Source organism: Pseudoglutamicibacter albus (assembly GCF_022346425.1).
Lineage (GTDB): Bacteria > Actinomycetota > Actinomycetes > Actinomycetales > Micrococcaceae > Pseudoglutamicibacter > Pseudoglutamicibacter albus.
Map to the genome: position 1 here is coordinate 204,199 of NZ_JAKRCW010000002.1, position 24,266 is coordinate 228,464.

Annotated in this window: 24 protein-coding genes and 1 tRNA gene; 17 read left to right on the forward strand and 8 right to left on the reverse strand. The window is 61.9% G+C overall.

Translation table 11 applies throughout. From position 1 onward, the window contains the following. Window positions 1–1,137, forward strand: coding sequence for a 1,2-phenylacetyl-CoA epoxidase subunit PaaE (paaE, locus tag MHJ63_RS02275; protein WP_035757917.1), 1,137 nt, complete (start codon window positions 1–3; stop codon window positions 1,135–1,137). A gap of 80 nt (window positions 1,138–1,217) precedes the next feature. Next, entirely contained in the window at window positions 1,218–2,027 is an 810-nt protein-coding gene (locus tag MHJ63_RS02280) for an enoyl-CoA hydratase/isomerase family protein (RefSeq protein ID WP_370977347.1), read from the forward strand. Between the two features lie 85 nt (window positions 2,028–2,112). Here the strand turns inward: MHJ63_RS02280 and MHJ63_RS02285 are convergent, their stop codons facing one another. After that, on the reverse strand, window positions 2,113–2,589 hold the full coding sequence (locus tag MHJ63_RS02285) for a MarR family winged helix-turn-helix transcriptional regulator (protein WP_070490272.1): 477 nt from the start codon (window positions 2,587–2,589) through the stop codon (window positions 2,113–2,115). After that, window positions 2,586–3,056, reverse strand: coding sequence for an Lrp/AsnC family transcriptional regulator (locus MHJ63_RS02290; protein WP_035757919.1), 471 nt, complete (start codon window positions 3,054–3,056; stop codon window positions 2,586–2,588). The genes MHJ63_RS02285 and MHJ63_RS02290 overlap by 4 nt, the downstream gene beginning before the upstream one ends. Window positions 3,057–3,205: 149 nt before the next feature. Between MHJ63_RS02290 and pdhA the strand changes: the two genes are divergently transcribed. The 3 genes from pdhA (at window position 3,206) to MHJ63_RS02305 (ending at window position 7,172) form a co-directional block, all read left to right on the forward strand. After that, complete coding sequence (pdhA, locus tag MHJ63_RS02295; RefSeq protein ID WP_239446057.1) at window positions 3,206–4,444, forward strand: pyruvate dehydrogenase (acetyl-transferring) E1 component subunit alpha; 1,239 nt, start codon at window positions 3,206–3,208, stop codon at window positions 4,442–4,444. A gap of 161 nt (window positions 4,445–4,605) precedes the next feature. Continuing rightward, window positions 4,606–5,559, forward strand: coding sequence for an alpha-ketoacid dehydrogenase subunit beta (locus MHJ63_RS02300; protein ID WP_239446102.1), 954 nt, complete (start codon window positions 4,606–4,608; stop codon window positions 5,557–5,559). Beyond that, window positions 5,559–7,172: a dihydrolipoamide acetyltransferase family protein gene (locus tag MHJ63_RS02305; protein ID WP_239446058.1), complete on the forward strand. Its 1,614-nt coding sequence runs from the start codon at window positions 5,559–5,561 to the stop codon at window positions 7,170–7,172. The genes MHJ63_RS02300 and MHJ63_RS02305 overlap by 1 nt, the downstream gene beginning before the upstream one ends. A gap of 128 nt (window positions 7,173–7,300) precedes the next feature. Here the strand turns inward: MHJ63_RS02305 and MHJ63_RS02310 are convergent, their stop codons facing one another. After that, the gene (locus MHJ63_RS02310) at window positions 7,301–8,218 is read right to left on the reverse strand and encodes a phosphatase PAP2 family protein (RefSeq protein WP_070490266.1); all 918 of its coding nucleotides are present in this window, start codon (window positions 8,216–8,218) and stop codon (window positions 7,301–7,303) included. Between the two features lie 124 nt (window positions 8,219–8,342). On the opposite strand from MHJ63_RS02310, the gene MHJ63_RS02315 reads away from it, so the two are divergent. The 3 genes from MHJ63_RS02315 to menD are packed head-to-tail and all read left to right on the forward strand — an operon-like array spanning window position 8,343 to window position 12,026. Continuing rightward, on the forward strand, window positions 8,343–9,371 hold the full coding sequence (locus MHJ63_RS02315; RefSeq protein ID WP_239446059.1) for an o-succinylbenzoate synthase: 1,029 nt from the start codon (window positions 8,343–8,345) through the stop codon (window positions 9,369–9,371). A gap of 60 nt (window positions 9,372–9,431) precedes the next feature. Further along, window positions 9,432–10,091: a hypothetical protein gene (locus MHJ63_RS02320; protein WP_239446061.1), complete on the forward strand. Its 660-nt coding sequence runs from the start codon at window positions 9,432–9,434 to the stop codon at window positions 10,089–10,091. 30 nt (window positions 10,092–10,121) lie between these two features. Further along, window positions 10,122–12,026: a 2-succinyl-5-enolpyruvyl-6-hydroxy-3-cyclohexene-1-carboxylate synthase gene (gene menD, locus MHJ63_RS02325; RefSeq protein ID WP_239446062.1), complete on the forward strand. Its 1,905-nt coding sequence runs from the start codon at window positions 10,122–10,124 to the stop codon at window positions 12,024–12,026. Here menD and MHJ63_RS02330 read toward each other — a convergent pair. Continuing rightward, the gene (locus MHJ63_RS02330) at window positions 12,023–13,525 is read right to left on the reverse strand and encodes an isochorismate synthase (protein WP_239446063.1); all 1,503 of its coding nucleotides are present in this window, start codon (window positions 13,523–13,525) and stop codon (window positions 12,023–12,025) included. The genes menD and MHJ63_RS02330 overlap by 4 nt on opposite strands. Before the next feature lie 173 nt (window positions 13,526–13,698). Between MHJ63_RS02330 and MHJ63_RS02335 the strand changes: the two genes are divergently transcribed. The 3 genes from MHJ63_RS02335 to MHJ63_RS02345 are packed head-to-tail and all read left to right on the forward strand — an operon-like array spanning window position 13,699 to window position 16,882. Beyond that, window positions 13,699–14,403 carry a demethylmenaquinone methyltransferase gene (locus tag MHJ63_RS02335; protein WP_070490257.1) on the forward strand — a complete coding sequence of 235 codons (705 nt, stop codon included), beginning with the start codon at window positions 13,699–13,701 and terminating at the stop codon, window positions 14,401–14,403. Next, a complete protein-coding gene (locus MHJ63_RS02340; protein WP_239446064.1) occupies window positions 14,400–15,788 on the forward strand; it encodes a geranylgeranyl reductase family protein in 1,389 nt (462 codons plus the stop codon). The genes MHJ63_RS02335 and MHJ63_RS02340 overlap by 4 nt, the downstream gene beginning before the upstream one ends. Continuing rightward, window positions 15,785–16,882: a polyprenyl synthetase family protein gene (locus tag MHJ63_RS02345; protein ID WP_239446065.1), complete on the forward strand. Its 1,098-nt coding sequence runs from the start codon at window positions 15,785–15,787 to the stop codon at window positions 16,880–16,882. The genes MHJ63_RS02340 and MHJ63_RS02345 overlap by 4 nt, the downstream gene beginning before the upstream one ends. Window positions 16,883–16,955: 73 nt before the next feature. Here MHJ63_RS02345 and MHJ63_RS02350 read toward each other — a convergent pair whose 3' ends face one another. Both MHJ63_RS02350 and MHJ63_RS02355 read right to left on the reverse strand, forming a co-directional pair. Next, window positions 16,956–17,501 carry an HIT family protein gene (locus MHJ63_RS02350; protein ID WP_239446066.1) on the reverse strand — a complete coding sequence of 182 codons (546 nt, stop codon included), beginning with the start codon at window positions 17,499–17,501 and terminating at the stop codon, window positions 16,956–16,958. Then, entirely contained in the window at window positions 17,498–17,941 is a 444-nt protein-coding gene (locus MHJ63_RS02355) for a hypothetical protein (protein WP_239446067.1), read from the reverse strand. The genes MHJ63_RS02350 and MHJ63_RS02355 overlap by 4 nt, the downstream gene beginning before the upstream one ends. A 138-nt stretch (window positions 17,942–18,079) precedes the next feature. On the opposite strand from MHJ63_RS02355, the gene MHJ63_RS02360 reads away from it, so the two are divergent. The 5 genes from MHJ63_RS02360 (at window position 18,080) to MHJ63_RS02380 (ending at window position 23,006) form a co-directional block, all read left to right on the forward strand. Beyond that, window positions 18,080–19,780 (forward strand): sodium-dependent transporter, encoded by a 1,701-nt coding sequence (locus MHJ63_RS02360; protein ID WP_239446068.1) that lies wholly within the window; start codon window positions 18,080–18,082, stop codon window positions 19,778–19,780. Continuing rightward, window positions 19,777–19,896, forward strand: a complete 120-nt coding sequence (locus MHJ63_RS02365) for a methionine/alanine import family NSS transporter small subunit (RefSeq protein ID WP_070490250.1) — start codon at window positions 19,777–19,779, stop codon at window positions 19,894–19,896. Before MHJ63_RS02360 ends, MHJ63_RS02365 begins: the two co-directional genes overlap by 4 nt. 308 nt (window positions 19,897–20,204) lie before the next feature. Further along, entirely contained in the window at window positions 20,205–21,620 is a 1,416-nt protein-coding gene (locus MHJ63_RS02370) for an FAD-dependent oxidoreductase (protein WP_239446069.1), read from the forward strand. A 181-nt stretch (window positions 21,621–21,801) separates the two neighbouring features. After that, entirely contained in the window at window positions 21,802–22,680 is an 879-nt protein-coding gene (gene htpX, locus MHJ63_RS02375) for a zinc metalloprotease HtpX (RefSeq protein ID WP_035757953.1), read from the forward strand. Window positions 22,681–22,793: 113 nt separating this feature from the next. Beyond that, entirely contained in the window at window positions 22,794–23,006 is a 213-nt protein-coding gene (locus MHJ63_RS02380) for a hypothetical protein (RefSeq protein ID WP_035757955.1), read from the forward strand. 146 nt (window positions 23,007–23,152) lie between these two features. On the opposite strand, the gene MHJ63_RS02385 is transcribed toward MHJ63_RS02380, so the two are convergent. Continuing rightward, the gene (locus MHJ63_RS02385) at window positions 23,153–23,644 is read right to left on the reverse strand and encodes a YajQ family cyclic di-GMP-binding protein (RefSeq protein WP_070506601.1); all 492 of its coding nucleotides are present in this window, start codon (window positions 23,642–23,644) and stop codon (window positions 23,153–23,155) included. A 266-nt stretch (window positions 23,645–23,910) separates the two neighbouring features. On the opposite strand from MHJ63_RS02385, the gene MHJ63_RS02390 reads away from it, so the two are divergent. Next, window positions 23,911–23,992, forward strand: a tRNA-Tyr gene (locus MHJ63_RS02390). 91 nt (window positions 23,993–24,083) lie between these two features. On the opposite strand, the gene MHJ63_RS02395 is transcribed toward MHJ63_RS02390, so the two are convergent. Then, complete coding sequence (locus MHJ63_RS02395; RefSeq protein ID WP_239446070.1) at window positions 24,084–24,266, reverse strand: hypothetical protein; 183 nt, start codon at window positions 24,264–24,266, stop codon at window positions 24,084–24,086.

Below are 24,266 nucleotides of genomic sequence, written 5' to 3' on the forward strand. Positions count from 1 at the left end.
ATGACTGAAGCTGCTTCCACTACACGTAAACGTGCCCGTTTTCATACGCTCAAGGTTTCTGAGATCCGCCGCCTGACGGCCAACGCTGTTGAAGTCACCTTCGATGTTCCAGAGGAAATCGCAGATGAGTTCGACTACGCGCCCGGCCAGTATGTAGCGTTGCGCGCCATGGTCCCGTCCTATGACGGCACCCCCGTCGAGCTGCGCCGCTCCTACTCGATCTCCCAGGCCCCTGTGCGCGGGGAGATCAAGGTGGGTATCAAGAAGGACCAGGGCGGCCTGTTCTCTACGTGGGCCAACGAAACACTGGCTGTGGGTGACGAAATTGACGTCATGAGCCCGCAGGGTACGTTCGTGTCCAAGAAGGATCTGGTCCGTCCAGGCGAGGCCCAGCACCTTGTAGCGATCGCGGCGGGCTCCGGCATCACCCCTGTGATGGCTATTACCCGCTCGGTTTTGGAAGCAGACGACCGTTCCCAGGTTGACCTCGTGTACGCGAACCGTTCCTCCTCAGACGTGATGTTCGTTGAGGAACTGGCTGACCTGAAGGATAAATACCCGTCCCGCCTGGCGGTGCACCACGTGCTCTCCCGTGAACAGAGGATCTCGCCGCTACTGACCGGCCGCCTGGACCAGGAGAAGCTTGAACTGCTGCTCAACAAGGTTCTGCGCACCGACTTGGCAGACGAGTGGTTCTTGTGCGGCCCGATGGAACTGGTTCAGATGGTCCGCGACAACCTCGCAGAGCAGGGAGTCGAGGCCGAACGCGTCCGCTTCGAACTGTTCACGACCGGCCAGGTGGGCGACCCAACCGGCCAGCACGGCAAGCCAGTCAAGATCGAAGAAGGCGAGCCGACCCGTGAGATCGAGTTCCAGGTCGACGGCCTCAAAGGCACCGTGGAATCGCCGATCGAAGCGCGCGAAACGATCCTCAACGCGGCACTGCGTGCCCGCCCGGACGTCCCGTTCGCTTGCTCGGGTGGCGTGTGCGGTACGTGCCGCGCCAAGCTTGTCAGCGGCAACGTGGACATGGCCGAGAACTACGCGCTTGAACAAGACGAACTGGATGCCGGCTACATCCTGACCTGCCAGTCCGTCCCAACGACCGATAAGGTCGCCGTCGACTTCGACGCCTAATCAACCTAGACGGCCCGCCCACCCGGCGGGCCGTCCGCTTTCCACCCGTGTTTTCATAACCGAAAGGTCCACTACACGACATGTCGATGATTCGCACCGAGAGCAACCAGCAAGGTGTTCTCGAGATTGTTCTGGATGCCCCGAAGAAGCTGAACTCGATCGACGAGGCCGGTCTTGAAGAACTCAAGACCACGCTCGCCTCGGTCTCCGAGCAGGTCAGCTCCGGTTCGGTGCAGGCCGTGATCCTTCGCGGTGAGGGCCGCGCGTTCTGCGCAGGCCGCGACATTTCCCAGGTTGATCCGCTCAAAGACGACGTCAACCACTACCTGGGTGAGCTCACCGCCCCAGTCATGGACGCGATCCACGAGCTACAGGTCCCGACGTTCGCCGTCGTCACAGGCGCATGCCTCGGTGTTGGCTTGGGACTCGCGGCATCCTGCGACGTCGTCTACGTCGCTGAGGACGCGAAAATCGGTTCCCCGTTCGCTAACCTCGGTGCCTTGCTTGATTCGGGCGGCCACCACTTGTTCGTGACTCGCTTGGGCACGCATCGTGCCCTGGACCTGATCTACACGGGCGAGCTGATCTCCGGTGAGCAGGCCGTGCGCGAAGGCTTGTTCTCCCGGTCCTTGCCGGCCGATGAGGTGCTCGAATTCACGCGCAAGACCGCCGGGCGTGTGGCCCGGGGTGCGCTGGATTCCTACCGTGCATCCAAGCAGCTCGTGTTCCAGATCCGGGACGAAGACCTCGGCTTCAACGCATCCGTTGCCGAAGAGGCCCGCTTGCAGGAAGTTCTGCGCACCACCGATAACTACCAGGAAGGCTTCAAATCCTTCCAGGAGAAACGCAAGCCGGAGTTCAAGCCGACGCCGCCACGCGAGAGCTGGTAGCCAGCAAGGACGCTAGCTAGATACTTCGAGGCTCTGGCCGGAGCATGAGCTCTGGCCAGAGCCTCGGCGTTTAGCAGCGCCGGTGTTAGCCGCTGGTTGCGTCCGGGTCGGTTTCGTCCCAGTGGCGTTGGCTTGCCTCCAAGATGAGCTCGATGGCGCCCAACACCTGCTGCGCTTGTTCAGCGGTGAGGCTCGCGGCTACTTCAGCGGCCCATTCCGCTTGGGCGGCTTGCGCGGCTTGAACCGCGGCGCGGCCTTTCTTGGTTGGCGCCAAGAGAGAAGCGCGGGCGTGCTTAGGGTTGGTGCGGTAGGCCGCCAGCCCTAGCTTGACCGCATCGTCGGCTACGCGCTGGACGGACTGGCGCGTGAGCCCGAGCACCCGGGCGATCTGAGAGACAGTCGCTGGGGTCTGGGCCGCGGCGGAGATCACCTGCCAGCGGGCGGGAGTGAGGTCATTGTGGGAGGCCACAACCTCGGCGGAATACACGAACTCGGAGTGCGCTTGAGAGACAGCAGAAATGAGCGCCCCGAAATCTTCAGGGTTCATAGGCTGAGTGGTCATGTGGCGGGAGTCTCGGGTTCGTGGTCTTCGAAGATCAAGTGGGTTTGGGTGTCCATGACCTCAGGCATCGGCTGGAGCACCTCGAAAATAAATCGCCGCAGCGCCTCGTTATCGGCCGCGCGCACCAGAAGCATCACATCGAACGTTCCGCCCACGAGGGCCACATGGTGGACCTCCGGGATCTGGCGGAGCTGCTCTTGCAGGGTGCGCCACGAATGCTGACGCAACTTGAGGGATACGTAAGCGGAAGAGCGCAGACCCATCGCGGCATGGTTCACGGTTGCCGTATACCCGGTGATCACGCCGCGTTCACGCAGGCCTGCGATCCGTTGATACGCGTGCGCCCGTGAGATGTGCACATTGCTTGCGATAGCGGAAACCGAGGCCCGACCGTCTTTGAGCAGTTCGGAGACGATAGCTGCATCCACCGCGTCTAAAGCGGGAGCAAACGCTGGGTTTTTAGCCACTGCACACAGCTCCTTGAAGCACTAGACAAAATGACAACAACCGCCAAGTTGCGTAGACAAATTTCTGAGCACGCACTGCGGAGCGACAAATCCTCTGATCATTTTCGCACACATGGCGACGAAAAGCTCAAGCAGGCATCATATAGACCATGACTGATCATGTGAGCCAAACCACAAGCTCGGGGGCTGAGGTGACTCAGCCGCTCGATGAAACGCGCGTAGGGGACTCGGTCTCCCGCGCATCGGACTCCTTCGGTATTTCCGTTGAAGACTACCTTTTGCCCACGCGCGGCCGCGTCCAGATGGTGGACCAGCAGGGGCGGTTGCGCCCGGTAGAGGAACAAGGGATCGCCCCGGGCCACGAATACCCACTGCCGGATGGTGCCCGGTTGCTTGACGCGTATGAAAAGCTCGTCATCGGCCGCCGCATCAACGATCAGAACGCGGCCCTTGTGCGGCAGGGCCGGATGGCGGTCTATCCTTCCAGCCACGGCCAGGAAGCGTGCCAGGTTGCAGTCGCGGTAGCCCTTGAGGAGCGCGACTGGCTGTTCCCGACCTACCGTGACACGGTCGCCGTGATTTCTCGCGGCGTTGTCCCGGAGGAAGTCATGACGGGCTTCCGCGGTGAATGGCATCAGGGCTATAACCCGTATGACCACAACACCGCTGTTCAGTCCACCCCTCTCACAACCCAGCTGCTGCACGCCGTGGGTGTTGCTCACGCGGCACGCATGCGAGGTGAAGACACGGTCGTGATCGCGCTGTGCGGTGACGGCGCGACCTCGGAAGGTGATTTCCACGAGGCGCTGAACTTCGCGGCCGTGTACAACCTGCCTGTGATCTTCTTTGTCCAGAACAACGGTTACGCGATCTCGGTTCCGCTCTCACAACAGTCCGTAGCGCCGTCGCTTGCCCACAAGGCTGTCGGTTATGGCATGGCAGGGGAACGCGTGGACGGCAATGACCTCGCCGCTGTTTTGGCTGTGCTGGACCGTGCCGTCACGATCGCCCGCGAAGGCTCCGGCCCGCTGCTGATCGAGGCGGAGACCTACCGCATGCAGGCGCACACCAACGCCGATGATGACACGCGCTACCGCGAATCAGACGAGGTCCAGGAGTGGCTAGCGAAAGACCCCGTGGTCCGTATGGAAGCGTACCTGCGTAACGAGGGCCTGCTCGATGACGAAAAAGCCGAGCAGATCAAGGCTCACGCCGAGCAGGTAGCCAAAGAGCTTCGCGACGCGATGAACCGCGAGATCACACCTGACCCGAAGGATCTCTTCACATACGTCTACGTTGAGCAGACCCCACAGCTCGCCGAGCAAGCCGCAATGCTCGCCGAAGAGCTGGAACGTGACTCTGCTTCCCAGGAAGGTGAGGCCAAGTGAGCCCCAAGCAAATGTCCCCTGAGGAAAAGCAGGCGGAATTCGGTGGTGTAGCGGATTCGGTGCGTGGCAAGGACGAGCCGGCGGTCCCGCCAGCCCGCGACCCGCGCCCGGCTGGCCCCACATCGTTCGCAGCGGCCTTGAACACCGCGCTCGCTGATGCGATGGAAGCAGACGATGCGGTGCTGATGTTCGGTGAAGACGTCGGTAAGCTCGGCGGCGTCTTCCGCATCACCGATGGCCTGCAGGAGCGTTTCGGCAATAAACGCTGCTTTGACACACCGCTGGCGGAATCCGGCATCGCCGGTATGGCGGTGGGCATGGCGATGAACGGTATGCGCCCAGTGATCGAGATGCAGTTCGACGCGTTCGCATACCCGGCACTCGAGCAGATTCTGAGCCACATCGCGAAGATGCACAACCGTACCCGCGGCCACGTGCGCCTGCCGCTGGTCATCCGCGTACCGCACGCTGGTGGTGTGGGTGGTGTAGAGCACCACTGCGACTCCTCGGAGTCCCTGTATGCGCACACGCCGGGTTTGAAGGTCTTCATCCCGTCCGGTGTTGAAGACGCCTACCTCATGTTGCGTGAGGCGATCGACTCGGATGACCCAGTGGTGTTCTTCGAACCGAAGAAGCTCTACTTCGGCCGTGAACAAGCCGACCTAGAGGCCCTCAAGAACGAATACGAAACGAAGAAAGCAGAGCGCCGCAACGGGACCGCGCGCGTGCTACGCGAAGGTAAGGACGCGACCATCGTGACCTACGGCGCTTCCGTTTCAACCGCGATGAAGGCCGCGGAAGCAGCCGTCGAGGAGGGCTTCGACCTCGAAGTCATCGACGTGCGCACCATCGTTCCCTACGACGACGCAACCGTGGACGCCTCGGTCCGTAAGACAGGCCGTGCGCTGGTGGTCGCTGAAACACCGGGCTTCGCATCGATCGCATCTGAACTTGTGGCGCGCATCCAGGAGCGGAACTTCTTCTCGCTCGCCTCGCCAGTCAAGCGCGTCACGGGCTTCGACATCCCGTTCCCATCACCGATGCTGGAGAAATATCAGCTGCCAAGCGTGGACCGCATCCTTGATGCCGTCGATGAGATGACGTGGGAGGACTAATGGCACAGACGTTCACTCTCCCGGACCTCGGGGAAGGCCTCACCGAAGCTGACCTGGTGGCCTGGCACGTCGCCGAAGGCGACACGGTCGAGATCGACCAGATTGTCGCCGAAGTCGAGACAGCTAAATCCGTTGTTGAGATCCCGTGTCCGTTCGAAGGCACAGTCCTGAAACTCTATGGAGAACCTGGCGAGACGATGGTCGTGGGCGATTCGCTCATCACCGTAGGCGAGCCTGGCGAAACCACGGACGGCGGCGCTGATGACGACGGCGCCGGTTCTAGTAGCGGCGGCGCTGATGCCGGCGCGGCTTCCGGCGTTGAGGTGTTGCGTGAAGGTGCGCAGTCCTACCGCGAAGAAGAACGCGCCGGAACGGGTTCTGGAAACGTACTGATCGGCTACGGAACGAGCGAAGACGAAGGTGGCGCTCGCCGCCGCCGTCGCGGCCGTCACCGCGCCGAGGTTCCGGTTGCTACGGGCCAAAGCTCGGAACCTGTCAACCAAGGCACGGCACCTGTGAGCCGGGACTCGGAGCCTGTCAACCAAAGCTCGGCTCCGGCACAGGACCACACCCAGCCCCAGGCAACACAGCATGAGCCCCAGCCAACACAGCCCCAGGTAACACAGCGTGAGCGGTCGGCGCCGCGAGTCATCAACCCGCTGGTGCGTAAGTTGGCTCGCGACAACGGCGTGGACATCGCCGCGCTGGAAGGCTCTGGGGCCGATGGTCTGATCATGCGTGCGGATGTGCAGGCAGCGATCGACGGCGGGGCACAGTCCGCACCTGGCGTGCAGTCCGCACCGCACACATCGGGCGCTATCCTGGGCGCCGCTGTACCGAACAACGAAAAGGCACCGGCTGCATCGGAGGGTGCTGGCGCCGGCGAGGTCGATGCGCGTACCGGTTTGACGGTCGAGTCCCGCACCCCGATGACCGGGGTCCGGAAGGTTGTTGCGGAGACGATGTCGCGTTCGCGCCGTGAGATTCCGGAAGCGACCGTGTGGGTCGATGTGGACGCAACCGAGCTGCTTGAGTGGCGCAAGAAGCTCAAACCGAACGCGGAAGGCCGCGTTCCGGGTGTGCTTTCGCTGATCGGGCGTTTCGTCACGGCTGGTTTGATGCAGGTTCCAGAACTCAACGCCCGCATCGATGAGGCGGAAGACGGCACCTCGGAGATCGTTCGTTTCGAAGGGGTGAACCTGGGTATTGCGGCGCAGACGGACCGTGGGCTTGTGGTGCCAGCGGTGGCTGATGCGCAGAAGCTTTCGGCACGCGAACTGGATGCCGCGATCGGTGAGCTGGTCGCGACCGCGCGCGACGGCAAGTGCACCCCGAACGAGTTGATGCGTGGCACGTTCACCCTCAACAACTACGGCGTGTTCAACGTGGATGGTTCCGCAGCGATCATCAACCATCCGCAGGTCGCGATCATGGGACTGGGTCGAATCAAGGAGCGCCCGTGGGTAGTTGACGGTGAGATCACGGTCCGCTCGATCATGGAGCTAACCCTGGCATTTGACCACCGCGTATGCGATGGCGGTGCCGCGAGCGCGTTCCTCCGCTACGTTGCCGACGCGATCGAAAACCCGGCGGAGGCCCTGGCAAGCCTCTAGCCGCTACGGTGCTTGAGTATCGAAGAGACGACTGCGGGTCCTGACACGTGACGTGTCAGGACCCGCAACTTTACAGGGCCCACAGTTCTAGAGGGGCCGCGGTTCTGAGCCTGAGCGTACTGCCGCCTTCAGCGGGCCGTGCGGGCGGGCATCGCGAGCCGTTCGATAACACCGAAGAGTGCGAGCGCGGTGCCTACGATGAGGCCCACCGCGAGCAGGGTGAACAGTTGGCTGGCCATAGCCGCGGCGTCATCGGCTGTTGTGGTGAGCGGGCGGGACTGGGCCACGTTCACGAACTCCGGCAACAACATGGCCGCAGCAGTCAGCGCGGCAAGCCCCATCCCCGTCACGGTGCATGCGATCGCGGAGAACGTGACGGCGGGGCGGTCGTTGTCGATCCACCCGATGATGCCCGCGGCGAGGATCGCGAAGAAGCCCACCACAAGGTAGGAGCCCACAATGTCTGCTGGCCGGTGCCAGGACATGATGAAGGTCACGGAGCCACCAGCAGCGGCGATGAGGGCGCCGATGATGCTGAACCATGTGCGTGAACGTGCCCGCATCGACAGCAAAGCAGCGAACATCCCGCCGATTGCGAGTGCTGAATGCCCGGACGGGAAGCTATTGATGTATGCCTCGGAGACGCCGGTGAATGGTCGTTCGAGGAGGGTCTGTTTGAGGATCCGCACGCATACGATCCCGAAGCCTGCCGACGTCAGTGCGATCGCTGGGATGATCACGGAACGGCGGATGAATACTTGGGCGATGGCTACTGCAACCCCACCGATAGCGATCGCGAGGGGGATATAGGTGAACCACCCGAGTTCGTTGTGGAGCGCGGGGGTTTCTTGAACGAAGCGGCGCGCACCGAGTAGAGCGCGTTCGTCGAGCCATTGACCGCGGACTGTCTTGATGAAAAGCCAGTATGTGAGCGAGAAAAGCCCTAGGGTTCCGAGGCTGAGCACGGTGGTTGCTAGGGCGCGTGGCCAAAGCCTCGATTGTGACACGGCACGAATATGTGCGGTGTCTGTCGAGAGGTTAGGCATGTTCCTAGAGTGTCACGTTCTTCTGGGTGGAAGCTGATGCCGCGCCGGGTGTTGCATGCCTTGCGGGTGTGAGTTTGGATAGAGTGCGCCGGGCGAGCCATCGCCGCCGGATATCGTGTTTTTTATGAGTGAGTTTCGGGGGAATAACATGCCGTGGGGATCGAAAGTGGGGTTTCCTTCGCTGGAAGAGCTGAAGGACGCGGCGGTGGTGGTGCGGTTGCCGATGAATGTGCGTTTCCGCGGGGTCGTGGAGCGTGAGGTGTTGTTGTTTGAAGGGCCTGCAGGCTGGGGTGAGTTCTCGCCGTTCCTCGAATATGGGCCGGCGGAAGCATCCCGCTGGCTTGCTGCCGCGATCGAGGCCGCGTGGTGTGGTTGGCCCGATCCGGTGCGTGATGTGGTGCCGGTCAACGGGACCGTTCCTGCGGTTGAGGCGGGCCGGGTGCCTGAGGTTCTAGCGCGTTTCGACGGTGTGGGCACGGTCAAGGTCAAAGTCGCCGAGCGCGGGCAGTCAGTCGATGAGGATGTTGCCCGGGTTGCCGCGGTTGCCCGTGAGCTTCCGGGGGCCCGAATTCGGGTGGACGCGAATCAGGGCTGGGATCATCACACCGCGGTGGATGCGTTGACCCGGCTCGCGGAGTTCGATCTTGAGTATGCGGAGCAACCCGTCGAGGGGATCGAGGGGTTAGCCCAGTTGCGGGAGGCGCTGGACGCCCGGGGCGTGGACGTGCGGTTGGCCGCGGACGAGGCGGTGCGTAAGTCCGATGACCCGTTGAAGGTTGCGCGCATGGGCGCAGCTGAGGTGATTATCGTCAAGGCTCAGCCGCTGGGTGGTGTGCGTGCCGCGCTTTCGATCGTGGAGCAGGCCGGCCTGGATGCTGTGGTGTCTTCCGCTTTGGATTCCTCGGTGGGTTTAGCTGGTGGGATCGCTCTGGCGGCAGCGTTGCCGGAGTTGAAGTATGCGTGCGGGCTGGGTACAGGAGCGCTCTTTGCCGACGACGTGCTCACGCCTGGTCTGAAACCTCGCGGCGGTGTTCTGCCGGTGGGGCCGGTAGTTCCGGATCGTGGGAAACTGGAGGCCCTGGCAGTCGGCGCGCATCGGCGCGCGTGGTGGATGGATCGGCTAGAGGCCTGCTATGCGCAGCTAATGATCTAGCGCTGGTGAGCGTTGATGAGGGTCTCGTTACCGCACACGAAAGCGGGATAAAATCGAGCTATGACTTCCCCGACCATCTGGATTGATTGGCCCGCCCCGGTCCCGAACGCCGCGGACTATGCGAAACGCCGCCGCATGATCACTTCACCGGTTACCACAGTGCTCCTTGTGGTGGTCACGGTCCCGGTGCTTGTCATCGGTGTTCTCAGACTTGCCGGAGTGGGGCTTTCGGGGGTCTGGATGGTCATCATGATCCTGTGCGGGCTTGTGGGCGGGTTCTTCGTTGCTCCACGGCACCGTACCCTGCATTTTTGCGGCAACGAATTGCATTTCACCGGCGGGGCACCTTTGGGTGCCAAGCTGCCGTGGCGTGACCTCGACCAGGTGGTGCTCTGGCTGGTCCAGGATCGCGAGCCAAACGGGGCGCCACGTGGCGATGGAACCTGGATGTTGAACATCTACGATCAGCATGGCCGGCTTCGTTATTCCCTCACCGAAGGGCCGCTGGTGCCCGCGAAAATGCTGTTCGATGCGATGGATGCCTTCCCCAGTCCGCGGCGTAGGCTGTTCTTGATCCCGATGCGGCCCGGGCTGGAAGGCATTGCGCCGCCGGGGTCCCACCCCGAGTGGGAAGCGATCGCCCGCATGGAGCCGACACCGCGGAAAGTCCAGGAGCTGCTGGCCCAGAAACAGGTACCTGGAGTGCCTCCGCACGCATAACCCCGCTCATACACTGGGGTTATGCCTTCTATGTCTGTTGGGCCGTCTGTGCCTGCTGTTGAGTCTGCGCGGCTGATCGTCCAGGGATGTGTCTCCGCCGGGATGCGGCATGTTGTGGTGGCGCCTGGGTCGCGTTCGGCGCCGTTGGCGTATGCGCTCGCCGAGGCCGAGCGCGACGGTGTGCTGTCGGTGCATGCGCGGCTCGATGAGCGTGAGGCGGGGTTCCTCGCGCTCGGGCTGTCTTTGGCCTCCAACGCGCCGGTTGCGGTTGTCACGACGTCCGGTTCTGCTGTAGCGAACCTGTTCCCGGCGTTGATGGAGGCTACGCACGCGGGCGTCAAGCTCGTGCTGTTGACAGCCGACCGGCCCGAACGTTTGCACGGTACGGGCGCATCACAAACTACCCAACAGGCCGGTATCTTCGCGCACCACACGCGTTCAAGCGTGCACATTCCGGCGGGCGAGGACCCTACAGCCGCAGTAGCTGAAGCCTTGGTGGCGACGCTTGGCAACAAGCAGCACGCTCCGGGCCCGGTACACATCAACTGTGCATTCGAAGACCCGCTCTACCCGCCGAATGACGCGATGATCACCGCCGCGGAACAACCCGCCGAACGTGTAGCCCGCCAACACCCCGAACTCAGCGATGTTGAGCTACTCGAGATCGATGCGCTCGCAGCCGCAGTACCGGTCCCGCGCGTCCTATCCCGCGAAACACTCAGGGGTGCCGCGGCACGGCGTACGGAACACGGCGCTGAACACGGTACGGAACACGGCGCTGAACGCGGCACGGAAGGGACCACAGCACACGGCACGGAAGGGACCACAGCACACGGCACGGAAGAGAGCGCGGTACACCGCACAGGCAGCGAACGCCCCGATGTTCACCGCAGGACTGTTGTGGTTGCAGGCCACGATGCGGGGGAGGAAGCCGCGCATTTCGCTCACGCTTTAGACCTGCCGCTTTTAGCGGAGCCCTCTTCGAATGCACGCCACGGCGAGAACGCGTTGACGGCGTATCAGTTCACGCTGGCGGCGTTCGCGGACCAGATCGAGGCGGTGGTCTTGTTTGGCCGCCCGACTCTCTCACGAACAATCAACGCTCTACTTGCCCGTGATGACATCGACTCGGCGATCTATGCGCCGGGCCCGCTAGCGTGGTGCGAACTGTCCAAACGCCCCGAGACGCCCGTGCGTAGTTTCGCTCAAGCCGCCCAGTTCGCGGGTATAGGCCCGCAAGGCTGGGTCGAGGCGTGGCGTGAGGCCGATGAACGTGTCGTGGCGGCCGTGAACATGGTGGTCGCAGAACGCGAACACGTCACGGGTAGGCTCACGGGCCCATCGCTGGCAGCCGACGTGTGGTCCGGGCTATCCGGGCCAGCCGTGATCGGGTCATCACGGCCGGTGCGAGACATGGACATCGCCGCAACCCCGCGGCGGGGCCGCGGCCCGCGCGTGTATGCGAACCGCGGGCTCGCTGGCATCGATGGCACTATCTCCACCGCCGCAGGGATCGCGCTCGCCGAACGCCGCCGCACGCTCGCGTTCATGGGGGACGTCACGTTCCTCTACGGGGCGGCGGGAATGCTGGTGCCCTCGCTCGAAGCGGTTCCCCAGCTCGATGTTGTGGTCGCCGACGACGGCGGAGGCACCATCTTCTCAACGCTGGAGCACGGCACTGTCGCTGCCCGCGGAGGCTACCAGGAAGCCGTCGACAGGTTCTTCCGTGTCCCACATGGCCTCGACGCGGTCGAGCTAGCGCTCGCCTACGGTTGGGACGCGCAACGGGTCAGCTCACACGAACACGTGCGTGAATGGCTCGACGCCGGACGCACCGCACACGGCTGCCGCCTGCTTGTGGTGGACACGGAACGCGAAAAGCCACGCGAACTACACCGCGCGCTCGCCGCGGCCGCGGCTGAAGCCCTCGCCTAGTTGCGGGCGGGGGCGGCTACGCCGAGTGCTTGGAGCATCGGCCGCATCTTCGCCCACGTCTCCTGCAGTTCGGCTGCTGGCTCGGAGTCCGCGACGATCCCGCAGCCGGCCCACAAACGGATCCGCTCCGGAACCGGCTCGCCAGTATCACCATCGCCGGGGCGTGTCAGTGTGACCTCGGTCGGGAACGTGCCCTGGCCAACGTACGCGGCCGTCGGCTCGGTGGGGCCGTAGCCTTCCAGGACCCCGCATCGCAAAGCGATACCGAATTCGCCGTTGCCGCGGGCGTCAACCCACCCGACGGGGCCGGCATACGCTCCGCGGTCAAGACGCTCGATCTCACGGATGATACGCCCCGCATGCAAACGCGGAGTCCCGCACACCGCCGCGGTAGGGTGCACGGCACGCAGCAGGTCCAGCACACTGTAGGGGCCGGTTTCGCTCGCGCCGATGCGTGCCCGCACGTCCGAGGCGAGGTGCCACACGTTCGGTAGCGTCAAAACGAACGGGGCGGCGGGGGAGTGCAGTTCGGTCACGAACGGTTCGAGCTCTTCTACGAGGGAGTCGATCGCGTACTGGTGCTCTTCAATCTGTTTCTGGTCATTGGCCAGCTGGAACGCGCCGTCTTCACCGTGGTTCGCGCGGTCGAGTGTTCCGGCGAGCACGCGGGCGCGCGCGATGCCCTCGTGCGCTTCGATCAGCATTTCGGGTGTAGCGCCAATGATCCCGTCCACGGAATACACCCAGCAGTCGGTGTAGCGGGCCGCCAACGCCTGCAGCGTGGGGACTACCTGAACGCCACCTGGCACGTCCACGGTGACGTCGCGGGAGAGCACCGCTTTCGCTAACTCACCGGAACGGATCCTCTGGATCGCTTCGCGGACTCCGTCTTGGAAACGGGCCTCACTTGTGTGTGCATCATCGACGATGCGCGCCCCAGCACTGCCAGCCAACACAACACCGTCGGACGCGCGAGCATCGCTGGCCGCCGCGCTAGCTGTCTCACGGCGCACCTGTGCGGCGTAGGTTTCGAGGTCGTCGCGGCTCGGGTCCGGCCCGAGCGCGCCGACTTCTTCGGGGTCGAGGATGACCGTGATCCAGGCAAGGTCCCCGTTGCGGCCCCACACCACACGCGGGACAATCAGCACCGAGTCGCGGCCTGATGCGCGGGAGAAAGCCACCGAGGAGAACGCGGCGAGGCCCGTGCCGGAGGTCGCGACCGCATCGTCCACTGTGGCGGCGGAGCTCAAGGCGCGCCACGCGGATGCCAACGCATCGATGCGGCCATCCCCGCGGGCCTGCAGGCGAAGAACCTCGCCGGCGCCGACCATCGAGGTTTCGCCACGGGCCCACACGTGATCCCACGGGCCTGCAACATCGGCGAGGGTTGCTGGGGCGGCCATCGCCGGATGGGTGCCGCGGGCGCGGGTGATCACGCGCAAGTGGGGGAGGGACGGCAGGCTGAACGCAGGCTCGTCAGTGTTCACGGAAGTAGTCATGTCGGCACTCATTGTATTAGCCCGCCACAATCGAGCTGGATGTTCTTTGCCGCCGCACCCCACCTTTGGTGCTATCACAGGGGTTGTGTGGTGTGAACGTTCAGCTAGTTTCGGGCTAACGCACCGGGCCGATGGTTTCGACTGCGTGCGAGTCGTAAGAGACAATAGCTAGCGTGATGAGAGCTACTCTGCAGAAAAACCCGGATGACGTCGCCCGCATGTTCGATGGCGTGGCCGAACGCTACGACCTCACTAACGATGTGCTCACGTTCGGGCTGACCCCATACTGGCGCCGTGTTGTGGTGCGCGCCGTGGATGCCAAACAGGGGGAGAAGGTCCTTGACCTCGCTGCAGGTACCGGCACGAGCTCGGAACCGTACGCGGATGCCGGGATTGATGTTGTGGCATCGGATTTCTCGGAAGGGATGCTCGCGGTGGGGCGCCGCCGCCGTCCGGACATCAACTTTGTTCAGGCGGACGCGATGAACCTGCCGTTTGAGGACAACACGTTCGATGTTGTCACGATCTCTTATGGCATCCGCAACATCCATGACCCGCACAAGGCCCTGCGTGAGATGCTGCGTGTGGCTAAGCCGGGTGGCCGCCTTGTGATCGCGGAGTTCTCTGACCCGACGTTCACCCCGTTCCGTGTGGTGTATAAGGAATACCTCATGAAGGCTCTGCCGTGGGTTGCCTCCAAGGTGTCCTCGAACGCTGAGGCGTACCAGTATTTGGCGGAGTCGATCCGTGACTGGCCGGCTCAGGACGAGTTCGCGCACTGGATTGAGGATGCAGGCTGGCAGAAGGTTCAGTACCGCAACATGACCGGCGGTATTGTGGCGATCCACCGCGGGTTTAAGGCTGCCCAAGATTCATGACCCTCAATGTTGTGATCGCCGGTGGTGGTCCGGCAGGTGCCACGGCCGCCACGTATTTGGCTCGCGCCGGGCATCGTGTCACGGTTTTGGAGAAGACGCGTTATCCGCGTGAGAAGGTCTGCGGGGATGGCCTGACCCCTCGTGCTGTGCGGGAAATGAACTACCTCGGCATGGCTCACGATGAGGCCGACGGCTGGCAGCGCACCCGAGGCCTGCGTTTCGTGGCTGGTGGGCGCGCATCGACGGTTTCGTTTGAGGGGTTCAGCTCGGACATCCCGTCTTATGGTTTGACGCGTACCCGCGCCGATTTCGATCAGCAGTTGGCGCGCATGGCGGCCGCGGCTGGGGCTGAGGTCCTGGAGGGCCACACGGTGCGCGGCGCGGTCCGGGATGACGCGGGCCGCGTTGTCGGGGTCACAGTTCAGCGAACCACACCTGAAGGTAGGCGTGATGGTGAGCCGTTCACGGTCGCCGCCGATGTGGTGGTGGCCGCGGACGGTAACTCTTCCCCTGTCGCGAAGTCGCTGGGGATCCTGCCGCGGTCCGACCGCCCGATGGGTGTGGCTCAGCGCGTGTACTACACCTCGCCGATGTCCTATTCACCGTGGATGGAGACCTGGCTTCAGCTACCGGACCGTAACGGGGATTTGATGCCCGGCTACGGTTGGGTTTTCGGTGTGGGAGATGGCACCGCGAACGTCGGCTTGGGGATTTTGGATACCGCTAAGGATTTCCGAAGCATCGACTTGCGCTCAACGTTGAGCGAGTGGGTCGAAGTCATGCAGGAACACGAGCCGACCCGCGGTTTCGTCCCGGAGAACCAGGTGGGTGTGGTGCGCGGGGCGGCACTTCCGATGGCGTTCAACCGCACCCCGCACGTGGTTCCGGGGGCTGTGTTGCTGGGGGATGCGGCAGGTTTGGTTTCCCCGTTCAACGGTGAGGGGATCGATGCGGCGATGGAGTCGGCGCGGATCGCAGCTGATGTGATTGATGACGCGGTGATCGCGGCCCGCTACCGTGGCGGAACACCGGCTCAGGTGCGCGCCGCGTTCGATGCCGGGCTTCAGCGGTATCCCGAGCTGATTCAGCAGCACTTTGGTGCACATTATGGTGCGGGCAAGGTTTTCGCTCACATGGTGGGTAACCCGAAGATCATGCGTACCGCGGTCCGGTTGGGGATGGGCTCGAATGCGTTGATGCGTTTTGTTGTACGCGCCATGGGTAACTTGTCTGACCGGAATTCACCGGCTTTGGTGGATAGAGTAGTTCAAGCATTAGAACGTGTTGTGCCTCCCGTGCGCAATACTGTGAGCACTCCGGGGCGGAACTCGGGGAAGCACTCGGCGAAATTCTCTCCGGAAGAAGTAAGGCTGAAAGTATCGTGACAGAATCCTCTTGGACGTCTGCTGGCCATGACGTCGAGAAGTCGGTTGACTTGGATCCGCAGACCCAGGCTCTTGCTACGACTATCCAGTTGCCGCAGGGTTTCCGTGCTGTAGCGGATGATGTCGAGTTCGCGCCGCAGGTTTTCGAGGCTCTCGCGCGGGTCGAGAAGATGCTGTTGAACGCGGTCGCGAATTCTGATCCGATTATTGACCGTGCTTCGCGCCACCTCGCTGAGGCGGGCGGTAAGCGTGTGCGCCCGCTTTTGGTGGTTTTGTCTTCCCTCTTGGGGGAGCGGGGGATCACGGATGAGGTCGTTAAGGCCGCCTGCATTGTTGAGATGACGCACCTTGCGACGCTGTATCACGATGACGTCATGGATGATGCCCCGATGCGCCGCGGTGCCCCGACGGCGCAGCATGTGTGGGGGAATTCGGTTGCGATCCTCACCGGGGATTTGATTCTTGCGCGGGCTTCGGTGCTCGCGGCTCAGCTTGGTCCGGGCGCTGTTGAGGTTCAGGCCCGCACGTTTGAGCGTTTGTGCTTAGGCCAGTTGCACGAGTTCGCTGGCGTGCGCGCGGGGGAGGACCCCATCGCGCACTACATCCAGGTTTTGTCCGATAAGACGGCGTCCTTGATCGCGTGCGCCGGCTATTACGGCACGTTCTATGGTGGCGCGAGTGACGAGCTGCGCGATGTGCTGGTCGATTACGGCGAGAAGGTTGGGATCGCGTTCCAGCTGGCTGATGACGTCATCGACATCATGGGCCAAGAGAAGGCATCGGGGAAGATCAACGGTACGGACCTGCGTGAGGGCGTGGATACGCTCCCGGTCCTGTATGCGCGCCAAGATGCCGCTGCCGGCGATGCGGAAGCTCAGCGGGTTGTTGAACTGGTCGATGGCGACCTCACTAGCGATCAGGACCTCAAGACCGCGGTTACCGCGCTGGCTGCTCACCCGGCAACGCAACGGGCGTGGGATGAGGCCCGCGCTTGGTCGCGCAAGGCAATCGAGGCGCTTGCCCCGCTACCGCACGGGACGGTGCGTTCGGCGCTTGAGGCGTTCGCTGACGCGGTGGTGACCCGCGAAGGCTAGCCGCGCTATGGCCTCACTATGGCCCCGCTAAGACTCGTGTCGTGAGGGCCTATCGCCGCGAAAACTACCGCGTTTAGCCCGTGATGATTCCGTTGCTGTCGCGGCCTTCCTCGTTGAGGACTTCGCGCAACGCGGCGGCGAGTTCACGGGCTTTCAGCGCCCGGAAATCAACCGGCAACCGGCGGCGTAACTGCCGGTACAAGTCATCTGCGGCCCAACGCGGAAACACGTGCTGGTGGTAGTGCCACACGTGCTGATTACCGGACGGCTCGTTGTGTTGGCGCGTTGAAATCCCTTCGGGAGACCACGCGCGCTTCATCGCGACCGCAACCAGGCGGGTCATGACAGCTAAGGCCGCGTTCACATCGTCGGGTAAGTCATACAGCGCCTCATAGTGGCCCGAAGGGATCACCATCGCGTGCCCGGCGTGCTCACCGAACCCATCACAACCGATGATGACCGAGACCACCTCATCCCGGTACACCAAATCACTCGGCACACACAGGTTACCTTCCGAAAACGGGCGCACGCCGCCAACGATCTCGCAGAACGGGCACGCGTAATCGGCTGGAGCGTGCGAGGCCCATACCCGCGCGGAACCATGTGGAGTAGCGGTCACAGGTCTTCATCCACCGCCGGCTCAACCTCGGTGAACACCCACTCGAAATAATCCAGGAGGTACTCGGAGATGGTCGCCCCGGTTTCAGCCCAGGAGTCTTTAGCGTTGAAACGCCGGAACACCAGCGGGTCAGGGACACTCAACGATTCGACAGGGAAACCCCACGTGTAACGGTCGTCTTCATCTTCCATGAAGCACACGTAACCGTCCTGGATCTCAAGCTCATCGGGATCCCACACGAAATAGTAGGCCTCCATGATGTCCTCGACAGCGCCCACGGAACGGTAAAACTGCTCCAACGCGGCAGGCAACACAGAGACATCAGATTCAGCCAAAGCGTCTGCGTATTCTTGCTCGCTCAGGCCGTCATCTGGTTCCCATTCACCTTCGAAATGGTCGGTCACAAGGTTCCGGTAGGACTGCGAAAACAGCTCAGACATACCTCCAGTTTGTCACGTTACGGGCACGCGTGGGGCGCGAATGACGAAAAGAATCTCAGACAGCGCCACCGCAGAGAAACAGCGAAATAGAGCGTCGTTTAGTAGAACACCGCGTGGAATCGTCATAATGTATGGCGCATGTCTCAAGCAAGCACCAGTCCCGCTTCAGGCATGGCGGGGAACAAAGGTAAAGCAGGGAACAAACGCACCAAGCGTGAAGCGTTCGGTTCCCGCAACGTCTTCATCCTGTCTGCGATCGGCTCCGCCGTGGGGCTGGGCAACATTTGGCGTTTCCCATCGGTCGCCTACGAATCCGGTGGCGGCGCGTTCCTCATCCCATACCTGTGCGCGCTACTGACCGCGGGTATCCCGTTGCTGTTCTTCGATTACGCAATCGGGCACAAATACCGTGGCTCGGCACCGCTTGCGATGCGCCGGCTCAACAAACGCACTGAAGCGCTCGGCTGGTGGCAGGTCCTGATTTGCGTGATCATCGGCATCTATTACGCCGCGATCGTCGCGTGGGCTGCCGTCTATACCGTCTACTCGGCGCGGCTCGCGTGGGGTAAAGGTAGCGAACAAGAGTTCTTCCTCGAGAAATACCTGCAGATGGAAGCCCCGGAAGCTGGCCTTTCCACCTCGTTCCCTATGGGCGTGCTGATCCCGATGATCCTCGTGTGGGTTTTCATCATCATCGTCATGAGCGCCGGCGTCCGTAAGGGCATCGGTCGAGCCAACAACATCTTCATGCCGCTGTTGACCGTGATGTTCATTCTGCTGGTCATCCAGTCGCTCATGCTCCCGGGGGCTGCAACCGGGCTCAACGAGTTCTTCACACCCAACTGGGAAGCACTCAAAGACACGAGCGTGTGGATCACCGCCTACGGCCACATCTTCTTCTCGCTGTCGATCGCGTTCGGCATCATGGTCACCTACTCGTCCTACCTCAAACGTAAGACGGACCTGACCGGTTCCGGCCTGGTTGTCGCCTTCGCGAACTCGTCCTTCGAAATCCTTGCCGGGATCGGTGTCTTCGCGGCCCTCGGGTTCATGGCCCAAGCGCAAGGGGTGAGCGTGAGCGAAGCCGTCACGAGTGGTCCGATCCTCGCGTTCGTAGCGTTCCCAACCATCGCATCCAATGCGTTCATGGGCCCAGTTTTGGGTGTGCTGTTCTTCGGCTCCCTAACCTTCGCGGGAGTGACCTCGATGGTCTCGATCCTCGAAGTCATCGTCTCCGCGTTCCAAGACAAGCTCGGTTGGGGCCGCGTGCAGACCACGCTGGCCGTGCTGGTCCCGCTGTCGATCGCATCGACCCTGCTCTTCGCATCCACCACGGGCTTGCCGCTACTGGATGTTGTCGATAAGTTCGTCAACAGCTTCGGCATCACCTTCGTCGCCGCCGTAACCCTGATCGCGGTTACGTGGTTCTCCCGCAAGCTGCCGGTGCTTGCCGAACACCTCAACCACCGTTCCTCGTTCAAGGTCGGTAAGTTCTGGATGTTCCTCGTTGGCGGTCTGCTGCCGATCCTTCTGACCTACCTGTTGGCTTCCGAATTCGTGAAGCTCATCCGCAATTCGTATGCCGAAGCCAACGGATACCCTGAATGGTTCGTCTACGTGTTCGGGTGGGGCATGGCCGGTGCATTGGTCGTGGCCGCCATCCTGCTGAGCCTCATCCCGTGGTCGGCTAAGTCCAAGGACAAATTCGATCCAGAGTTCGAAGAGTACACGCGCCGCGACGCCGCAGAAAAAGACGCCGCCGAAGAAGGTAGTGCAGGCAAAGATGACGCTGGAAAGGACGCTGTTGACAACGGCGACCAGAAAGGGGCAACAGCATGACACCGGCTGCTATCGGTTTCCTGATTCTTTCGATCGTGACAGTGTGGGGCGGGCTCGCGGCCGCCATCGTGAACCTCATGGTTCGCCCTGACGAAGCCAAAGAAGACGACCTCTAGTCTGGGCTGGGTCAGTCTGTGCCCGATGCGGTACGGCCTTCCGGGGACGGACCGCATCGGGCAGTTGCACCCCCAACGGCTGGGATGGATCGTTCCGTGAGGCCCGCCCATTAGAATAGTGGGCGGATGTTTTCCGTTCCCTCACCCCGCGCATCACGCGTGCGCGCCGGTTCGCAAGGGCGCGCTACAGAACGCAACGCTATAGAACGCAACGCTGTGGACCGCAGCTTTGTAGAACGCAGCAAGACGAGCCGCAAGAAGCGTGCCCGCCAACCCGGTGCGTGGCACGAGGGACATTGCCGAAAGGATTGACGTTGAAGCAACACCTCAGCCAGCGTCCACTGCGTGTGGCGATTATCGGTGCCGGCCCGGCCGGCGTCTATGCCGCGGATATCCTCACCAAAGCGGAACGCGACTTTGAGGTCAGCATCGACTTATTCGACCAGCATCCTGCGCCATTCGGACTGATCCGCTACGGAGTGGCACCTGACCATCCACGCATCAAGGGCATCATCAACGCCCTACATAAGGTCCTGGACCGCGGCGACATTCGCTTCATCGGGGACGTGACCTACGGCCGTGACCTGACCCTTTCTGACATTCGCGACCTGTATGACGCAGTGATTTTCGCCACCGGCGCCAACGACGATGCCGACCTCGACATCCCAGGCATCGACCTCGAGGGTTCTTTCGGTGCCTCGCGCGTGGTCTCCTGGTACGACGGCCACCCTGACGTGCCACGCGACTGGCCGCTGAATGCCAAGGAAATCGCCGTGATCGGTAACGGCAACGTGGCTCTCGATGTGGCGCGTGTCCTCTCCAAGCACGCTGATGACCTCTTGGTCACGGAGATCGCAGACAACGTGCACGCGGGTCTGAAGAAGTCCCCGGTCACCGACGTGCATATTTTTGGTCGCCGCGGCCCGGCCCAAGTCAAGTTCACTCCGCTCGAGTTGCGTGAGCTGTCCCATTCCCGTGACGTGGACGTTGTCCTGTACCCGGAGGACTTCGAATTCGATGACGCCTCGGACGAGGCGATCCGGACCAACAACCAGGTCAAGACCATGGTCAACACGCTGACCAACTGGGTTGTTGAGCAGGAAGAGGAAGAACAGACCGCATCGCGGCGCCTGCACCTGCACTTCTTGCAGGCCCCAGTTGAGATCCTGGGGGAGGACGGCAAGGTCGTAGGTATCCGCATGGAACGCCAGGAGCTCGATGGCACAGGTAACGTGCGCGGCACCGGCGAGATGATCGACTACCCAGTCCAGGCCGTCTACCGGGCGGTAGGGTACTTCGGCACCGAAATCCCGGAGGTAGCGTTCGACGATAAACGCGGCGTGATCCCCAACGAAGGCGGCCGCGTACTGGACGAGGACGGCGCCGTGGTCCCGGGCGTTTACACGACCGGATGGATCAAGCGCGGCCCGGTCGGCTTGATCGGCCACACTAAAGGTGACGCCCTGGAGACGATCGGCAACCTGCTGGAGGACCACGAGAACCTGGCCCCGGCATCGAACCCTTCCGAAGACGCCGTGGTCGATTTGCTGCGTGAGCGCGGCGTTGAGTTCACCACGTGGGAAGGCTGGCTGGCCCTCGATGCGCACGAACGCAAACTCGGTGAAGAGTGGGCCGCCGCAGGCAAGGGGGACCGCGAGCGGATCAAGGTTGTTCCACGCGAAGAGATGGTTGAAATCGCACGCAAGGGGCAGTCGCTCAAATAGACCTCAGCCGCTTCTACGGCTCGTCATCGGATCTTCCCAGCTTTCATTCAGGTTTTTGGGAACGTTTTTGAACATTGATGCGTTGTAATGATTACAGCCGGGTTAAACCGCGTGAGCGGAACCCGGGTGTAACCGGTAACAAGATTGCCGGTATAACACTGCAACGATCGAAAGTTTTAGCGTGAAGTCCTCGTTCAACGGCTTGAAAACGGCTCTCCTCATCGGAGGCATGTTTGGTCTTTTGCTGATGATTGGCGGCTTGATTAGCGCCGGTACCGGCAATTCGGTGTGGCTGTTTGGGTTCGCGGCTTTCGGTGTGGTGAGCACAGCGATCGGTTACTGGAATTCGGATAAGATCGCGATCCGCGCGATGCAGGCCCGCCCGGTTTCGGAGGCGGAGCAGCCTGAGATGTATGCGATTGTGCGTGAGCTGTCTCAACGTGCGGGTAAACCGATGCCGCGGCTGTATGTTTCGCCCACTATGAACCCGAACGCGTTCGCGACGGGCCGTAACCCGGAGAACGCGGCGGTGTGCTGCACTGAGGGTATTTTGACGTTGTTGAACCGCCGCGAGTTGCGTGGTGTTTTGGGGCACGAGTTGATGCACGTCTATAACCGCGACATTCTGATTTCTTCGGTCGCGGCCGCTATTGCGGGTGTCATCACATCGATTGCGCAGTTCCTCATGTTCTTTGGCGGCAATAGCCGTAACCGTGATGGTGGCAATATTCTGGCGATGCTCGCCATGGCGTTCCTCGCCCCAATCGCGGCTTCGATTATCCAGATGTCTGTTTCACGGACCCGCGAATATGATGCGGACGCGACCGGCGCGGAGCTGACGGGGGACCCGGCGGCTTTGGCTTCCGCGCTCTTCAAGATTTCACAGGGCATCCAGGATGCCCCGTTGCAGGAGACTCCCCGTACGGAGTCTGCTGCGCACATGATGTTTGCCAACCCATTTGGCAAGATCAAAGGTTTGTTCAGCACCCACCCACCAACGCGTGACCGCATCGAGCGTTTACGGGCACAAGCGGAGGAAATGGGGCAACCCTGGGGATGAACAAAACATCTGTGTGATTAGTCACACGAATGATGCGGTGGGAACATTGACGCGGTTTCTGCCGTTATGCCAGACAGGCATGGAGTGAAGTGACTCAAGGAGGTCTATCAGCCATGAATCGTCAGGAGCGAGCGGAGTACGACGCAGCGGTTGTTGAGGACGTTGAATTCCTGTTGGATACCCATGCGGAACCGGATACGATCCCGGAACGTTCGGGTTACCCTTACAGCTTCAGCGCACTGTATTCGCTGTTGCGCCGCAATGGTCGCCCGGAACTGGCTACACGTCTGATGAACAGCCGCCAGGAAGCCCGCAACGCCGCCTAAGGCCCGGTTACTGTCAGACGCCCGCGTCGCCTTCATGGTGGACGTGTTCCGTGTAGTGTTTGTGGCGTTAAACATCGGGGTGAGGTCGCCTCGTGATCCTGTTAGGATCGCTTGGCTACCTCACCCCGGTTTTGTTTAATCCATGTTTAGCGCATGTTGACGAATTGGAGGTCTGCGTCTTCGAAGTTCTTCAACAGCGCGATGGTGGCCTGCAGGTCGTCGCGGGACTTCGAGGAGACACGGAGTTCGTCGCCCTGGATGGTGGCTTTGACGGATTTAGGGGCTTCGTCGCGGATGAGTTTGGAGATCTTCTTGGCGGTCGCTTGATCGATGCCTTCCTTGATGCTGGCGTCGATGCGGACCTCCTTGCCGGAGGCGTAGGGGTCGCCAACCTCGAGCGACTTCAGCGAGATGCCGCGTTTGACGAGTTTAGATTGGAAAACATCCAAAACTGCCTTGGCGCGCTCTTCAGCATTGGCCTTGATCAGCAGTTTGCCTTCGCCAGCGAAATCGATTTCGGCGCCGACGTCACGGAAGTCGTAGCGTTGCGCGATTTCTTTCTGTGCCTGGTTCAGTGCGTTGCTGACTTCCTGTTTATCGACCTTGCTGACAACATCGAACGTTGAGTCTTTAGCCATCGTGGCCTCCTCGGGTGAGTTAGTTGAGCCAGCTGAAGCTGGGCTGGATGGTTATGCCAGCTGAAGCTGGGCTGTGTTATTGAGTAAGTGTTTGCTTTCAAGCCTAGCTGGGGCCGGTGCTGCTGCGGGATCCACCACGGCCGGCCGGTGGCGGTTGCTGGTTGGGGTTGGCCCCGAATTGGTGGGGACTGGGATGGTTTGGTATGGTTATGAATCGTTCGTTTGAACAGCCCATGAACGGGCGGGCAAGCGGAATAAATGAATATGGCAGATTACCCAAGCGGCCAACGGGGGCTGACTGTAAATCAGCTGGCACTGCCTTCGGGGGTTCGAATCCCTCATCTGCCACTTTGTAATGTGTCGGGACATCGTTCACACGATGTCCCGACATTTTTTATGTCCAGGGGCTTTGATGTGTCGCGACGAGACGGTCTCCGGCCTACTCTGCTAGCTGCGTGTATTCGGCCTCAGCAGCCTGATTCATCACCTCGCTGCCGGGGTAATAACCGTATGCGATCGGGTTCGCCGTGGGCTTGCCCGGCGCGGTGAACTTGTTGCGTAACACGGACGTACCTGGGATGAAGTAGTCATCCCAGGTACGAAAGGTGGTATTGCGAGCCAT

What these genes read in the sequence shown, in the direction of transcription:
- MHJ63_RS02340 (WP_239446064.1), top strand. Translation starts at nt 14,400, where the DNA reads ATGACCCTCAATGTTGTGATCGCCGGTGGTGGTCCGGCAGGTGCCACG.
- menD (WP_239446062.1), top strand. Translation starts at nt 10,122, where the DNA reads ATGTCTGTTGGGCCGTCTGTGCCTGCTGTTGAGTCTGCGCGGCTGATC.
- paaE (WP_035757917.1), top strand. Translation starts at nt 1, where the DNA reads ATGACTGAAGCTGCTTCCACTACACGTAAACGTGCCCGTTTTCATACG.
- MHJ63_RS02360 (WP_239446068.1), top strand. Translation starts at nt 18,080, where the DNA reads ATGTCTCAAGCAAGCACCAGTCCCGCTTCAGGCATGGCGGGGAACAAA.
- MHJ63_RS02305 (WP_239446058.1), top strand. Translation starts at nt 5,559, where the DNA reads ATGGCACAGACGTTCACTCTCCCGGACCTCGGGGAAGGCCTCACCGAA.
- MHJ63_RS02395 (WP_239446070.1), bottom strand. Translation starts at nt 24,266, where the DNA reads ATGGCTCGCAATACCACCTTTCGTACCTGGGATGACTACTTCATCCCA.
- MHJ63_RS02300 (WP_239446102.1), top strand. Translation starts at nt 4,606, where the DNA reads ATGGAAGCAGACGATGCGGTGCTGATGTTCGGTGAAGACGTCGGTAAG.
- MHJ63_RS02280 (WP_370977347.1), top strand. Translation starts at nt 1,218, where the DNA reads ATGTCGATGATTCGCACCGAGAGCAACCAGCAAGGTGTTCTCGAGATT.
- MHJ63_RS02330 (WP_239446063.1), bottom strand. Translation starts at nt 13,525, where the DNA reads ATGACTACTTCCGTGAACACTGACGAGCCTGCGTTCAGCCTGCCGTCC.
- MHJ63_RS02365 (WP_070490250.1), top strand. Translation starts at nt 19,777, where the DNA reads ATGACACCGGCTGCTATCGGTTTCCTGATTCTTTCGATCGTGACAGTG.
- MHJ63_RS02380 (WP_035757955.1), top strand. Translation starts at nt 22,794, where the DNA reads ATGAATCGTCAGGAGCGAGCGGAGTACGACGCAGCGGTTGTTGAGGAC.
- MHJ63_RS02320 (WP_239446061.1), top strand. Translation starts at nt 9,432, where the DNA reads ATGACTTCCCCGACCATCTGGATTGATTGGCCCGCCCCGGTCCCGAAC.
- pdhA (WP_239446057.1), top strand. Translation starts at nt 3,206, where the DNA reads ATGACTGATCATGTGAGCCAAACCACAAGCTCGGGGGCTGAGGTGACT.
- MHJ63_RS02285 (WP_070490272.1), bottom strand. Translation starts at nt 2,589, where the DNA reads ATGACCACTCAGCCTATGAACCCTGAAGATTTCGGGGCGCTCATTTCT.
- MHJ63_RS02355 (WP_239446067.1), bottom strand. Translation starts at nt 17,941, where the DNA reads ATGTCTGAGCTGTTTTCGCAGTCCTACCGGAACCTTGTGACCGACCAT.
- MHJ63_RS02310 (WP_070490266.1), bottom strand. Translation starts at nt 8,218, where the DNA reads ATGCCTAACCTCTCGACAGACACCGCACATATTCGTGCCGTGTCACAA.
- MHJ63_RS02315 (WP_239446059.1), top strand. Translation starts at nt 8,343, where the DNA reads ATGAGTGAGTTTCGGGGGAATAACATGCCGTGGGGATCGAAAGTGGGG.
- MHJ63_RS02385 (WP_070506601.1), bottom strand. Translation starts at nt 23,644, where the DNA reads ATGGCTAAAGACTCAACGTTCGATGTTGTCAGCAAGGTCGATAAACAG.